Source organism: Rhizobium sp. PEPV16 (genome assembly GCF_008919455.1).
Lineage (GTDB): Bacteria > Pseudomonadota > Alphaproteobacteria > Rhizobiales > Rhizobiaceae > Rhizobium > Rhizobium leguminosarum_Q.
This window is the reverse complement of sequence record NZ_VSZV01000297.1, coordinates 2755-15970: the sequence shown is the minus strand read 5'-3', so window position 1 is coordinate 15970 and position 13216 is coordinate 2755. Positions and strand designations below refer to the sequence as shown.

General features: G+C 59.5%; 15 protein-coding genes, 1 tRNA gene and 2 pseudogenes. 10 read left to right on the top strand and 8 right to left on the bottom strand.

Features of this window, described 5'->3' with window-relative positions; genetic code table 11:
* Positions 1-407: 407 nt before the first annotated feature.
* From FY112_RS14950 to FY112_RS14915, 8 genes and pseudogenes are all read right to left on the bottom strand, one after another.
* Positions 408-710 (bottom strand): hypothetical protein, encoded by a 303-nt coding sequence (locus tag FY112_RS14950; protein WP_017961165.1) that lies wholly within the window; start codon positions 708-710, stop codon positions 408-410.
* 207 nt (positions 711-917) lie between these two features.
* A pseudogene (locus FY112_RS14945) lies at positions 918-1213 on the bottom strand (hypothetical protein).
* Between the two features lie 154 nt (positions 1214-1367).
* Positions 1368-1443 (bottom strand) — tRNA-Lys (locus tag FY112_RS14940).
* A gap of 227 nt (positions 1444-1670) precedes the next feature.
* Positions 1671-2582: a PhzF family phenazine biosynthesis protein gene (locus FY112_RS14935; protein ID WP_027668973.1), complete on the bottom strand. Its 912-nt coding sequence runs from the start codon at positions 2580-2582 to the stop codon at positions 1671-1673.
* A 444-nt stretch (positions 2583-3026) separates the two neighbouring features.
* Positions 3027-3758, bottom strand: a complete 732-nt coding sequence (locus FY112_RS14930) for a transporter substrate-binding domain-containing protein (protein ID WP_032992218.1) — start codon at positions 3756-3758, stop codon at positions 3027-3029.
* 35 nt (positions 3759-3793) lie between these two features.
* On the bottom strand, positions 3794-4561 hold the full coding sequence (gene hpaI, locus FY112_RS14925; RefSeq protein WP_027668972.1) for a 4-hydroxy-2-oxoheptanedioate aldolase: 768 nt from the start codon (positions 4559-4561) through the stop codon (positions 3794-3796).
* Positions 4562-4568: 7 nt separating this feature from the next.
* Positions 4569-5351 (bottom strand): 2-oxo-hept-4-ene-1,7-dioate hydratase, encoded by a 783-nt coding sequence (hpaH, locus tag FY112_RS14920; RefSeq protein ID WP_017961171.1) that lies wholly within the window; start codon positions 5349-5351, stop codon positions 4569-4571.
* A gap of 21 nt (positions 5352-5372) precedes the next feature.
* Positions 5373-6266 (bottom strand): dioxygenase, encoded by an 894-nt coding sequence (locus FY112_RS14915; RefSeq protein WP_151518716.1) that lies wholly within the window; start codon positions 6264-6266, stop codon positions 5373-5375.
* A gap of 311 nt (positions 6267-6577) precedes the next feature.
* Here FY112_RS14915 and FY112_RS14910 point away from each other — a divergent pair, with 311 nt between their 5' ends.
* From FY112_RS14910 to FY112_RS37185, 10 genes and pseudogenes are all read left to right on the top strand, one after another.
* On the top strand, positions 6578-7285 hold the full coding sequence (locus tag FY112_RS14910) for a GntR family transcriptional regulator (protein ID WP_027668970.1): 708 nt from the start codon (positions 6578-6580) through the stop codon (positions 7283-7285).
* Positions 7286-8116 carry a TIM barrel protein gene (locus tag FY112_RS14905; protein ID WP_151518714.1) on the top strand — a complete coding sequence of 277 codons (831 nt, stop codon included), beginning with the start codon at positions 7286-7288 and terminating at the stop codon, positions 8114-8116. It abuts the gene before it with no gap.
* Positions 8117-8191: 75 nt separating this feature from the next.
* Positions 8192-8860, top strand: coding sequence for an amino acid ABC transporter permease (locus FY112_RS14900; RefSeq protein ID WP_151518712.1), 669 nt, complete (start codon positions 8192-8194; stop codon positions 8858-8860).
* Positions 8861-8871: 11 nt separating this feature from the next.
* The gene (locus FY112_RS14895) at positions 8872-9522 is read left to right on the top strand and encodes an amino acid ABC transporter permease (RefSeq protein WP_017961176.1); all 651 of its coding nucleotides are present in this window, start codon (positions 8872-8874) and stop codon (positions 9520-9522) included.
* Between the two features lie 53 nt (positions 9523-9575).
* The gene (locus FY112_RS14890) at positions 9576-10418 is read left to right on the top strand and encodes a transporter substrate-binding domain-containing protein (RefSeq protein WP_017961177.1); all 843 of its coding nucleotides are present in this window, start codon (positions 9576-9578) and stop codon (positions 10416-10418) included.
* 25 nt (positions 10419-10443) lie between these two features.
* Positions 10444-11205, top strand: coding sequence for an amino acid ABC transporter ATP-binding protein (locus tag FY112_RS14885; protein ID WP_026158757.1), 762 nt, complete (start codon positions 10444-10446; stop codon positions 11203-11205).
* 12 nt (positions 11206-11217) lie between these two features.
* Complete coding sequence (locus FY112_RS14880) at positions 11218-12093, top strand: shikimate dehydrogenase (RefSeq protein ID WP_181018223.1); 876 nt, start codon at positions 11218-11220, stop codon at positions 12091-12093.
* A 25-nt stretch (positions 12094-12118) separates the two neighbouring features.
* On the top strand, positions 12119-12487 hold the full coding sequence (locus tag FY112_RS14875) for a 5-carboxymethyl-2-hydroxymuconate isomerase (RefSeq protein ID WP_151518710.1): 369 nt from the start codon (positions 12119-12121) through the stop codon (positions 12485-12487).
* Positions 12488-12515: 28 nt separating this feature from the next.
* Entirely contained in the window at positions 12516-12965 is a 450-nt protein-coding gene (aroQ, locus tag FY112_RS14870) for a type II 3-dehydroquinate dehydratase (protein ID WP_017961181.1), read from the top strand.
* 13 nt (positions 12966-12978) lie between these two features.
* Positions 12979-13216: pseudogene (locus FY112_RS37185) on the top strand (hypothetical protein); the annotation flags it as partial.

Here is a 13216-nt window from a genome sequence, read left to right as displayed (position 1 = left end):
ATTCGCAGTGGAGCACCCCCGGCACATCCCCGGACACGACAGCCTCCACGACCCAATCAGAGCCGGCGCCGGCCAAGCCGATCGCTCCGACCGACAACAGCGCAACGCCTGCACCGGCACCAGCACCAGCACCGGCCACTCCGCCGGCTGCCCCTGCACAGCAGTAATCGCTGCCCGGTCAGAAGAAGCCGGCCCAGTGCCGGCTTCCTCTCGGCTGCTAGCTCTTGAAGCTTTTTAAGCAAACCCTATTTAAGGGATACTAAATCTGTCTCTGACGGCTGACCACGGAGGTACTGGCAGCCGTTATCGAGACTGATCGAGGAAGGTCGGCGCGAGTTTCGCCCGGCCTTTTTTCTTGACCTCGTCATCCATGGCGACAGCCTACTGGCAACGCCTGGATCGGGATATTATTTGGGAATCCTGTTATAGAAGGACTGCGGATCGTACACGCACTCGTAGTCGAGGAGGCAAAGCTTGCCATTGGCATCCCTCACCCTCGCAGTGTCGTACTTGTCGCCGAGATTGCACCTGGCCGGCGGATAACGGAAGCTGCGGCCACCAAAGCCCATGCGCACAAAAACCGCCTTGTCCTTGCGGATGATCTGCGCAAGCTCTTCGCAATTGTGATCCCTGGCATTGACCTCCACCGCCTCGGCGGCAAGAGCGACGGACGGAAACAACAGTGCGACGGCCAGAACAACGCTTTTCATGGAAACTCCTGAATGTGAGAGAGCGAAGGTAGGTCATCGCACCGCGTGCCGCCAGTGCGGGAAACCGTCCGAACTATACGGCTGAGCACAGAGCCGGAGTGGACAAGGACCATTCCGGCACAGAAGGTCGATGCGTCCCCGCCGGAAGCTTCGATTCCTCGCATCGTGCTTTCCGAAAATCGATTCCGATTTTTTCGGGCTGATATGCTAGGGAAAGTTATAGGGCGACGCGGGGTCGAAGACGCAGGAATAATCAAGGATGCACTGCTTTCCCTCTGCATCGCGCAAACTGGTCGTGGTGCGCTTATCGCCCATGCTGCATTGGGCGGGCGGATAACGGAAACTGCGGCCGCCGAAACCGACGCGGACAAAGACCTTTTTGTTCTGGCGGATGATCAGCGTAAGCTCGCTGCAGCTATGCTCGCTCGCTTTGACGTTCATGACGCCTGCTGCAAAGGCAGCAACGGCAGAGACAATGCGACGGCAAAAATAACGCTTCTCATAGACCCTCCCGATACGCGAGAGGGAGATAGGGCGCACGGACCGACGCGGCCAGTCCTACGGACAGCGCGAACCATGCCGCTTGCTTTGAGAACAGTTTCCGGCAGGCCGGAAAATCCGGCCTGAATTCGAATATATCAATCTTTTCAAGAAATTTGGTGGGTGATGTAGGGCTCGAACCTACGACCCGCTGATTAAGAGTCAGCTGCTCTACCAACTGAGCTAATCACCCGTTCGCGCTTGGCTGCGCGGTGTGACGGGGCGTATAAACAGGATCGGCAGCCTTGTCCAGCGGATAGCCGAAATTTCTTTGGTTAATCGCGAAGATTTTTCGGTTTGGCTGAAATACACCGCATAACCCCGAAAATCGGAATCGATTTTCGGAAGGGATTATGCGCAGATTCAAAGTGATAGAGCGTCCTTAGCGCGTCCTGTCGGACTTGCTGCACTCTGATCAAATCAAAGGTCGAGCGTGCCGCTGGCCAGCCGCACTGCTTGGCCGCCGATCCGCGCGTTGGAGATCGCCCCGCCGTCGACATCGATATGCAGGTGGATGAAGGACGGCCGGCCCATCTCGACGCCCTGCTCGATCATGATCGGATGATGCCCGTCCGTCAGCCGGTCGAAATGGTGGATCGCGCCGGAGAGTGCGGCCGCCGCCGACCCGGTAGCCGGATCTTCGACGATGCCCATGCCGCTTGCGAACATCCGCGCATGGAACTTTGCCACGTGGTTGACGCCGCCGCGGCAATAGACATAGGCCGAGGCAAGCGCGCCATCGACGAAGGGCACGATTTTTTCCCAGAGCTGCGGATCGAATTCCACCCGTTGCGTGGCTCCGACATCGTGCACCGGAATGAGCAGGAAGGGAACGCCGGCACTCCAGACGGAGGGCACATGATTTTCGAAGCCGATCTCGGTCACCTTCAGCGACAGCGCGTCGGCGATGCCGAGTTTGTCGAGCGGCATGATGGCCGGCTGCGATTTGCGCGGCAGGTCGAATTCGGCAAAGCTCGCCTCACCTTCTCTCAGCCGAACCGCGCAGCGCACCGGCCCGACATTTTCCTCAAGCACCGAGACGAGATCGCGCGTAGCAGCACCATGTGCCCGTTCGGCCAGCGCCACCGCCGTACCGACCGTCGGATGGCCGGCAAAGGGCAGTTCGCGCCCCGGCGTGAAGATCCTGAGCTTCGCCGCATAGGCAGGATTGGTCGAAGGCTGCACGAAGACCGTTTCGGAGAGATTGATCTCCCGGGTGATCGCCTGCATCGCCTCGTCGCTGAGATCGTCTCCGTCGAAGATCACCGCCAGCGGATTGCCCGCAAGCTTTCGATCGGTGAACACGTCATAGACGCTGTAGCTTCGCGCCACATCGGCCTCCTTGAATCGTCATCGCGCCGCCAACCTGCCCGACCAGACGATCGAGTGCAAGACGCTAAGTCTGCCTGAAGTGCCGCGCGTCCGACAGGACACGCTACCGACGCTCTATCGCTTTTGATTCTGCGCATGTTCCCTTGTGAAAAACGATTCCGTTTTTCACAAACAGCGCTTGGCACGTAATGGCAGGAACCAGCCCACGGGGGCTGGCGGCTGGCAGCCTGTAATTTGCATCAGGATTGCAGTGCCGACGCCGCGGCAGACACAGACAATCTCGATTCGACCAGCTCGGTGAGTGGCCTGCCTGGTATTTCCACGAGCGCAATACCGACACGCGCGAAACGTCTCGCGATCCGGAGACGGGCGAAATGCGACCGATCCTGCATGAACCCATCTCAGTCACGCTTGTCGGCCGGCAATAGGATTTATGGGATTCGACTACTTCTTTGCCAAAGCAACGCCATTGCGTTGCGCATCGCGAACGACGTTTTCCGAGAAGCCGTGTTGAAGGGCCTCCTCGACGAATTCGCGCACTAGGCGACCTGCGGTTTGGTTAGAACCACTGACGGCGATCGTTTGCCTGATAACGAGAAAAGATTCCACCAAGACGCGGAAACCCTTGCGCGCGCTCGCAAAGCGCTCAAGCGCTTGCCGTACACCGGCCGCGGCGTGGTGTCTACCTTCGACCAGCATTTCAAGGGCTTCCCCTGGTGTAGGCGAATGAAGGATTTTGGCATGCACGAGACGGCGGGACAAATAGAGGTCATAGGCAGCGTTTCGGGTGACGCAAATTTCCACGCCCTCCGCGTCGAGGTCCAGAAGGGTGTGATACGGTGTTCCCTCTTGAACCAAAAGCGTACCCTCGATCAGCGCATAGGCAGGCGAAAACAGCAGCCTGTCTTCGCGCGCCGGGTCGGCGGCCAGGAAGGCAATGTCCCACTCATCCTGATCGACCCGGTCCAGGATACTGGCTGCCGAAGGGTAGGCGACGAATTCGACGCGACAGCTAAGGCGCTCTGAAAACTCTCTAGCGAGTTGCGGGCTGACACCTTCAAAGGCTCCTGTATTCGGATCGAGCTGCACCAAAGCGATATTGGCGAGGTTTACCGCCGCACGCAGGTAGCCCTTCGGGATCAGCGCGGCACGCGAAGCTGCGATATCGTTGGTCATGTCTCGATCTCCTACCGAACGGCGCAATCTTGCGGTCACTGTTGCCTGAATTTCGCCGCCAGCGCTTCGGTCCCGCGTGCGAGAAGGCCGGCGTCGATACCGACCGCGGTAAAGGTGGTGCCAAGTTCGATACAGCGAGCAGCGAACGTGGCGTCCGGCGTCAGGATGCCGGCCGGCTTGGCGAGAGCCACAATGCGGCGGATCGCATCCTCGACGGCAGCCACGACCTCGGGATGGCCGGGCTCCCCTGGATGTCCAAGGCTGGCGGCAAGATCGGCGGGGCCGATGAAGATACCATCGACGCCATCGACTGCGGCAATGGCTTCCAATGCCTCGAGTGCCGCGCGGGTTTCCAGCTGCACCAGCAGGCACAGCTCCTCCTCTGCCCGCTTAGCATAGCCGGTGACACGTCCAAAGCGCGTCGCCCGCGTCAGTCCCGATACACCGCGGATACCGGCAGGGGGATAGCGCATGGCGGAGACCGCAGCTTCGGCTTCCGCACGGTTCTGCACATAAGGAATGAGGAGCGTCTGCGCGCCGATATCGAGGTAACGCTTGATCAGAACCGCATCATTGCTTGCGGGCCGCACGATCGCCGAGACATCGTAGGCCGCGACTGCCTGCAATTGCGGCAGCACCGTCAGGACGTCGTTTGGCGAATGCTCGGTGTCGAACAGCAGCCAGTCGAATCCGGAGGGCGCGACGATCTCCGCCGCATAGCTGCCCGGCAGGCTGCACCAGAGGCCGATCTGCTGCCTCTTTTCTTGGAGCGCACGCTTGAAGCGGTTTTCCGGAAGGTTCATGGATCACCTATAGAAACGAGACGCCGAGGGCGCCGAGCGGACCGTAATCTGCCTGGATGACATCACCGGCCGCAATATCTACCGGCCGCGTGAACGAGCCCGCCAGCACGATCTGCCCTTTCTGCAGTCTGCCGCCAACCGCATGAAGTTTATTGACAAGCCACGCGACGCCCGCCGCCGGATGCCCCATAACGGCGGCAGAGACGCCGGACTCCTCGATGATCCCATTCTTGGAGAGCGTTGCCCCGATCCAGCGGATATCGACATCCATCGGACGAATGACGCGGCCTCCGACGACAATGGCGCCGAAAGCGGCGTTGTCGGCGATGGTATCGGTAATCGCGCGGGGAACCTCGGTCCTGTAGTCGATGATTTCGAGTGCCGGCACGATGAATTCGGTGGCGCGCATGACGTCGTAGATGCGGGTGCTCGGGCCTTCGAGATCCTCGCCCATGATGAAGGCAAGTTCCACTTCGAGGCGCGGCTTGATGAAGAGGTCGGCGCTGATTTGGGCGCCGTCGTTGAACAGAGCGTCATCGAGGATGCGACCATAATCCGGCTCGGTCATCTTCGATGCCATCTGCATGGCCCGCGATGTCAGGCCGATCTTGTGGCCCGCAACGCGCGCACCTTTGGCAATCCTGCCTTCCGCCCAAAGATCCTGGATGCGATAGGCATCCTCGATCTCGATCTGTGGATAGATCTTGCTGAGCTGCGGGATCGGCACCCGGTCTTCCTCGGCGGTCAGCAATGCCCGTGCCGCAGCGCGGCGCTCTTCATCCGTCAACATAGGTGTCGTTCTCCCGTTTTTTTATTTGATTGGCGCGCGCGGCAAGACCGCCTCGCCCGGCTCCATCACGTATGTGTATTCCAGGGAAAACCAGGGAATATCGACGCTCGGATCGTCCGGATGCGGTTCGTCATGCTGCACGAAATCACCCGTTAGCGCTGACGTGACGCCGAACTGAACGTCGGAATCGATATTAGGATCGCTGGGGTCGAAGACCTGCGAAATAAGCGTCTTGTAACCTTGCTTGAAGATCAGCGCATGCAGATGCGCCGGGCGATAAGGATGACGTCCCTGCACCTTCAAAAGCCGGCCGACGACACCGTCCACCGGTATGGGATAGCCCAGCATCTTGACTGTGCTGAACCAGAAACGACCATCCGCGTCCGTGGAGAATTTGCCCCGCAGGTTCATCTCGGCCTGATCGGGATCCTGGTTCTCGTAGAGACCGACGGGCGACGCGTGCCAGACATCAACTTCGGCGCCCGCAATGGGCTCACCGTACCTATCGACAACCCGGCCCCGCACAAAAAGCGGAGACCCGGGCGTATCCGAACGGATAATCGTGCCACCATTTTCAACGCGCGGAGAGTTGAGGCGCCAGAAGGGGCCAAGCAGTGACTGGGACGTTTCGGTCTGACCCTGATCGCCGTTGTTGAGCAGGCAGACCAGCGTTGAAACGCCGAGCGAACCCGACATCAGGACGAACTCGTTGTGGCTGTCCGTCTGCAATTGACCGATTTCGTTGAGGACCGCCGTGGCATCGCGAAATTCCGGCTCCGTCAGGCGGACTTCGCGAATAAAGGCATGCAGATGCTTCACCAGCGCCGTCAGGATCTCGCGAAGTCGGTCATCGGAGGTCTGCTCCATGACCTTTAGAGCCGTAGCCGTCACATCCTCTTGCGTCCGTATCACCATCTCACACCTCCCTGTGGGTGTGCCTGTTTTGAAAAATCATCGATTATTTGTCAAGCCAAAACCTCCACGCGAACGTGCGATATTTCAAGAGAATTAGCGCAGACTGCTCAAACATTTGAAAATATCATTGATTTTATTCATTAAAATTTGCATTAGGTCGATCACGTCACGAAGATTGACTCCCGGTCGCAGCAAACTGTTGACAGAAATAATCGTTTATTATACGGATCGTCGATAATGAAACCCGCCGTCAGAAACAGCGGAGCCATCTGGGAGGATGTCGATTGCAATCAGGACCTGGCAACCTCATTTTGGAAAGCGGCGCGGAGGCGGCAACGCCATCCTTTTCGGATGACGGCAAGAACACGATCGCCAGCCAACTCGTATCGCGGTTGCGCGAAGCGATCATTTCCGGCCAACTCGAGGCCGGCAGCAAGATCAATCTCGATCGGGCAAAGCAGAGTTTTAACGTCAGCCTCAGTCCTTTGCGCGAGGCATTGGCGCGCCTGATTTCGGACGGACTCGTCGAGTTCGAAGACAATCGCGGCTACCGCGTGTCGCCCGTTTCGCTGTCGAACCTCGAAGAGATCACCAGTTTGCGCGAGGAATTCGAAACCTACGCGTTGCGGGAATCCATGCGCGTCGGCGATGTCGAATGGGAAGGCAACGTCATGCGTGCGCTGCATCGCCTGAACCGGACAGAACGGGATGCGGCCAAACCCGAAACGCTCGAGCAGTGGGAGGCCGTTCACCGGGAATTTCATCTCACCCTGATTTCGGGCTGCCGCAAGCCGCTGCTTCTCAGTTTCTGCAAGACCATGCTGAACCTGAACGACCGCTATCGGCGCACATTTCTCACCCGCACATCCGGCGACCGCAATGTCAGCGTTGAACATAGCGAAATCGCGCAAGGAACAGTGGCGCGGGATATGGACTATGCCTGCGACCGGCTGCGCGAGCACATCCATCGTACCGGCACAAATCTGCGGCGGCATCTCGCCGAAAAGGGAATTGCCTGAATGGAGACCCGGGAGGAAACCATGCCAGCCAAGATTTCAGTGCCGACGCTGGGAGTCGCGCATTTTTCAGCCATTGATGTCGAGCCGGCAAAATTCGTGTCGATGGCAGCCGCAGCTGGCTTTTCCTCGGTTGGTCTGCGCCTTCATCCGGCATTTCCCGGCGCTCCTTATTATGAGCTGCCGGCGGGAAGCGACGTGGCTCGTGACGTTAAAGCCCGTTTGAATGGCGAAGGGATCGCGCTCTACGATATCGAATTCGTTGTCATCGGGCCGGACTTCGATCCCGACGCTCTGATATCAATGCTTGCAGGCGCCAGCGCGCTCGGTGCGCGCCGTCTTAGCGTTTGCGGTGACGACCCGGATCGGGGGCGCCTTGTCGCCAATTTCGCGGCGCTTTGCGACCTCGCGGCCTCCTTCGGCATGGGCGTCGATCTTGAGAACATGGGCTGGCGCGCCGTCGCCAGCTTTGATGACAGCCTGTCGATCGTGCAGGAATCGGAACGGCGCAATGCCGGTGCGCTAGTAGATGCTCTGCATTTCTTCCGCAATGGCGGCCAGGCCAAGGATGTCTCTGCTGCCCCCAAAGGCATGATCAGGAGCATTCAGCTCTGCGATGCGCGGGGACCTGCGCCGACAACGGCGGATCAAAAAGTCAGCGAGGCCAGAACGGGACGTTTTGCGCCGGGACTGGGTGAGCTTCCGGTTGCGAGCCTGATGAGGGTGTTGCCGACGGGCGCTGCGGTCTCGGTGGAGGTGCCGATCCATTCCAGGCAGGCGCCGGAGGAGCATTTGCGTCACCTTCATGATGCCGCCCGAGCGTTGACCGGCTAACAGAAGCCACAGCGCAAAACGGATACCAACACGGAGACAGGCCAAGGGGCCAGTCGACGGAAGAGAGATATTGTCATGAACTACGTGCTGAATTTCAGCGTTGTTTTCGAAAAGATGCCCGAACTTCTAATGGCGGCTCTGGCGACGATCGGCCTTGCGTTGGCCGGCATGTCGCTGGCGCTGGTGATCGGCGTGATCGGCGTTGCGGCCCGGACATCGAATATCCGTCCCTTGCGTACGGCCGTCATCGCCTTCGTCGAAGTGGTCCGCAATACCCCTTTCCTGGTGCAGATCTTCTTCATCTTCTTCGCCCTGCCGATGATGGGCATTCGTCTCAACCCCACCGTCACGGCGATCATCGCGCTAGCCGTCAATGGCGGCGCCTATGCCATCGAAATCATTCGCGGCGGTGTCGACAGCATCCATAAGGGTCAGGTCGAAGCAGGCCTCGCGCTTGGTTTGCACAAGGCGCAGGTGTTTCGCCTGATCGTGCTGAAACCGGCGCTTCGAGCGATTTACCCCTCGTTGACTAGCCAATTCATCATGCTGACGCTGACGACATCGGTCTGCACGTCGATCGCAGCCTATGAGCTGACCTCCGTCGCACAGATCATCGAGTCCGACACGTTCCGCAGCTTCGAGGTCTATTTCACGATCACGCTCATGTACCTCGTCATCTCCTGGATGATGATGGGGCTGTTTGCGGTGATCTCGCGGCATTTCTTCAGCTATCCGGTACGGTGAGGAGCAGGACAATGGGTGTTATCGGCCAAAACGAAATGCTTTTCCTGCTCCAGGGCCTGAAGTGGACGCTGCTTCTATCCGCGATCGGTTTCATCGGCGGCGGCATATTCGGGCTCATCATCGCGCTTGCCAGGACATCTGATCGCTCGGCGCTGCGGAAAACGGCCGCAGGCTACATCTCCGTATTCCAGGGTACGCCCCTGCTGATGCAGCTGTTCGTGGTCTACTACGGGATTGCGCTGCTCGGTGTCAGCATTGAAGCCTGGGCGGCTGTAGCGATCGCCTTCACGTTGCATGCCAGCGCATTCCTGGGCGAAATCTGGCGCGGCGGCATCCAGGCCATTCCCAAGGGACAAAGCGAGGCAGCGAACGCACTCGGCCTTCATTATGTTTCGCGGATGAAGGACGTGGTCCTTCCGCAGGCCTTCAAGGTATCGCTGCCGGCAACGATCGGTTTTCTCGTCCAGCTCATCAAGGGCACCTCGCTTGCCGCCATCGTCGGCTTCATCGAACTCGCCCGGGCCGGGCAGATCGTTTCCAACCAGACTTACAGGCCGCTGCTGATCTTCGGCATCGTCGGCGCGATCTACTTCATCATTTGCTGGCCCCTGTCTCTCTATGGGACCCGGCTCGAAAATCGGATGGCAAAGGCCGCCCGGTAAGTTGGCAATCCAACAGACGCATAAGCTTTTAATCAACCAAGGAGGAGAAGGTAATGATCAGCAGCTTCAAGACCGGCCTGAAGCGCCGTGGAATTCTGTTCGCAGCCGCAGCTCTGGTGGTGGCCCCGTGGCTATCGCCGATGTCTGCCCAAGCCGCAACAGTCGAGGAGGTCAAGGCCAAGGGCAAGATCGTCGTCGGCATTCAAGGCGACAACGCACCCTGGGGTTTCGTCAATTCGAGCGGCGTTCAGGACGGCTTCGATGCCGACATCGCCAAGCTTTTCGCCAAGGAACTCGGCGTGGAGGTCGAATTCGCACCGCTCGCGGTCGCTAATCGCATCCCGGCTCTCGTCACTGGCAAGGTCGATATCCTATTTGCCACCATGGCGATGACCGAGGAACGCGCCAAGTCGATCCAGTACAGCAAGCCGTATGCTGGCAACACAATCTCGCTTTACGGACCGAAGGACAAGAAGATGGCCGAAATCGGCGATCTCGCGGGCCTGGAGATCGGCGTTCCAAAGTCAAGCTCGCAGGATAAGGCCGTGACCACCGCTGTCGGCGATACGGCGACCGTCCGGCGCTTCGACGATGATGCCGCGTCCATTCAGGCGCTGCTTTCCGGCCAGGTGCAGGCGGTCGGTGGCAACCAGTTCTACCTCGACCGTCTGGAAGCAGCCAGTGCCGGCACATATGAACGCAAGATCGATTTCCTCACCACATTCAATGGCGTCGGAACACGGCTTGGCGAGAAGGACTGGAATGAAACCGTCAACGCCTTCCTCGACAAGATCTTGGCGAACGGCGAGCACGCCAAGGTCTACGCGAAATGGATGAAGGTGGAAGTTCCGAAGTTCCCTGAATCCATTCCGAACATCCCCTTCACCATCAACTGATCCAAGTTCTGCGCAGGAGACCGCCGTGCCGCACGCCGCTGACACTCAAAGCCCGCTTCTTTCTATGGAAGCCGTGGACAAATGGTACGGCGCATTCCATGCGTTGAAGAACATCAACCTCACGGTTCGCAAAGGCGAGAAGATCGTCCTTTGCGGGCCCTCTGGATCCGGTAAATCCACACTCATCCGCTGCATCAATGCGCTCGAGAAAATCGAGAAGGGCACGATCATGGTCGAGGGGACCCAGTTGGATGACAGTGGCAAGTCGATCGATGCCGTCCGGCGCGAAGTCGGCATGGTGTTCCAGAGCTTCAACCTGTTTCCGCACATGACCATCCTCGAAAACTGCACGCTTGCGCCGATGCGCGTACGCGGCGCCAGCAAGACGGATGCCGAAAAAATCGCTCGAAGATATCTCGAGCGCGTCCGCATTCTCGACCAGGCCGACAAGTACCCCGCCCAGCTTTCCGGCGGACAGCAGCAGCGCGTGGCCATTGCCCGTGCGCTTTGCATGGAGCCGAAAGCCATGCTGTTCGACGAGCCGACCAGCGCACTTGATCCTGAGATGGTCAAGGAAGTCCTCGACACGATGATCGGTCTGGCCAGGGACGGCATGACGATGATCTGCGTCACCCATGAAATGGGCTTTGCCCGGCAGGTGGCCGACCGCGTGATCTTCATGGCTTCCGGCGAGATCATCGAAGAGGCACCGCCGGAAACCTTTTTCCGCAATCCGACGCATCCGCGCACCCAGGCTTTCCTCGGCGAAATCCTGGCTCATCACTAAGGCGACCCGCATATGACTGTTTCAAACGAAACAATGAAACGCGCCGTGTTGGTAGGACTGATCGGCGCGGATATCCAGACGTCGAAATCCCCTGCCCTGCACGAGCGCGAAGGCGTACTTCAGGGCCTCAACTATCGCTATGAACTCCTCGACCTTGCGGAGCGCGGCCTTCCGGCTACCGCGCTGCCCGATCTCCTTGCGGAAGAGGAGACACGCGGCTTTGCGGGGAGCAATATCACCCACCCCTGCAAGCAAACGGTAATTCCGCACCTGACGGACCTGTCCGAGGACGCGCGCATGCTCGGCGCCGTCAATACGGTCGTGTTCAAGGATGGAAAACGGACCGGTCACAACACGGACTGGTACGGATTCTATGAAAACTTTCGGCGCGGACTTCCTGACGTCCCGCGGCGTCGGGCTGTTCTTCTCGGCGCCGGCGGCGCTGGTGTCGCGGTCGGACATGCTGCGATGAAACTCGGCATCGAGCGCCTGTCAATTTTCGATCAGGATGCTTCCCGCGCGGGCCGTCTGGCCAAAGATTTGAACAGCCGGTTTTCCGCCGAACGGGCTTTCGCGATCACCGATGTCGGCGAAGCGATGCGGAGCGCCGACGGTCTCATCCATGCCACGCCGACTGGAATGAAGAACCATCCCGGGCTGCCGATCGAAGAAAGTTGGCTGGAGCGCCGTCACTGGGTCGCGGACATCGTCTACATGCCGCTGGTGACCGAACTTCTGGCCCTTGCAACCCGTCTCGGCTGCCGCGCCTTGCCGGGCGGCGGAATGACGGTGTTTCAGGCGGCCGCGGCGTTCAAGCTATTCAGCGGTATCGAACCCGACGCCGAACGCATGACCGCCCATTTTACCGAACTGTGCAGAGCCTCCTGATCCAGGCTGGCGAAGGAGGGACAGGATGCCGCACATTGTTATCGAGTATAGCGAGGGAGCCGGAAGCCGCATCGACATGCCGGCGCTGGTCAAGGCCGTTCATCGCAGCGTGCGTGACTGCGGCGCGGTCAAGCCGAATGCCGTGCGCACCTTCGCCCGCGAGGCGACGCATTCGCTGGTCGCCGACGAGCATCCCGCCAACCAGTTCGTGCAGATCATCCTGCGCATCGCGCTCGGACGCCCGGCGGCCGAAAAGCGAGCGATATTGCAGCTGGTCTATGACGCGGCCGAAGGCGTCGCACGTCCGGCACTTGACGAGGGGCGTTGCGCTCTACGTGCCGATCTCATCCAGTCGGATCCCGATTTTGCGATCCACGAGACCACACTGCCGTGAGCATTCCGGCAATTCGAAAGGAAGATTCATGAGCCTGATCTACGTTCTCAATGGCCCGAACCTCAATCTGCTCGGCAAACGCCAGCCACATATCTACGGCCACGAGACGCTCGCCGATGTCGAGGCCGATTGCCGCCGACTCGCCTCTGAACTTGGTCACGACATCCGCTTTCACCAGAGCAATCGTGAATACGAAATCATCGACTGGATCCACGAAGCGCGCGAGGACGCGGCCGGCATCGTCATCAATCCTGCCGCCTTCACCCATACCTCAGTCGCCATTCTCGACGCGCTGAACACCTTCGAGCAACCAGTGATCGAGGTGCATATTTCCAACGTGCACAAGCGCGAAGCCTTTCGCCACCATTCCTTCGTTTCGCAGCGCGCCGATGGCGTTATCGCGGGTCTCGGCACGGAAGGTTACCTGCTGGCGATCCGCCGAGTGGCAAGCCTGATCACGTCTGCCGGGAAGAAGTGATGACGAGGGTTGCGTGCTCGGCGCCGGCCTAGTCGGCAAGCGGCATACCCAGCACGTGCTTGCCGAGTCGCAGCCGGAACTTCTGGCCGCCGTCGATCCGATGCCGCTCGGACAGCAGATCGCGCGGGAATCCGGCGCTAAATGGCTTCCGAGCTTTGCGGCCATGATCGAGACGGAGCGTCCGACGGCATCATCGTCGCGACGCCCAACCAAGTCCATATCGCCAACGAAGCCGAAGCTCTGGGCTCATC

Excerpts from the sequence above, each read along its gene's own strand:
- FY112_RS14950 (WP_017961165.1), bottom strand. The coding sequence starts at position 710 with ATGAAAAGCGTTGTTCTGGCCGTCGCACTGTTGTTTCCGTCCGTCGCT.
- FY112_RS14930 (WP_032992218.1), bottom strand. The coding sequence starts at position 3,758 with ATGACCAACGATATCGCAGCTTCGCGTGCCGCGCTGATCCCGAAGGGC.
- hpaI (WP_027668972.1), bottom strand. The coding sequence starts at position 4,561 with ATGAACCTTCCGGAAAACCGCTTCAAGCGTGCGCTCCAAGAAAAGAGG.
- hpaH (WP_017961171.1), bottom strand. The coding sequence starts at position 5,351 with ATGTTGACGGATGAAGAGCGCCGCGCTGCGGCACGGGCATTGCTGACC.
- FY112_RS14915 (WP_151518716.1), bottom strand. The coding sequence starts at position 6,266 with ATGGTGATACGGACGCAAGAGGATGTGACGGCTACGGCTCTAAAGGTC.
- FY112_RS14905 (WP_151518714.1), top strand. The coding sequence starts at position 7,286 with ATGGAGACCCGGGAGGAAACCATGCCAGCCAAGATTTCAGTGCCGACG.
- FY112_RS14900 (WP_151518712.1), top strand. The coding sequence starts at position 8,192 with ATGAACTACGTGCTGAATTTCAGCGTTGTTTTCGAAAAGATGCCCGAA.
- FY112_RS14895 (WP_017961176.1), top strand. The coding sequence starts at position 8,872 with ATGGGTGTTATCGGCCAAAACGAAATGCTTTTCCTGCTCCAGGGCCTG.
- FY112_RS14890 (WP_017961177.1), top strand. The coding sequence starts at position 9,576 with ATGATCAGCAGCTTCAAGACCGGCCTGAAGCGCCGTGGAATTCTGTTC.
- FY112_RS14880 (WP_181018223.1), top strand. The coding sequence starts at position 11,218 with ATGACTGTTTCAAACGAAACAATGAAACGCGCCGTGTTGGTAGGACTG.
- FY112_RS14875 (WP_151518710.1), top strand. The coding sequence starts at position 12,119 with ATGCCGCACATTGTTATCGAGTATAGCGAGGGAGCCGGAAGCCGCATC.
- aroQ (WP_017961181.1), top strand. The coding sequence starts at position 12,516 with ATGAGCCTGATCTACGTTCTCAATGGCCCGAACCTCAATCTGCTCGGC.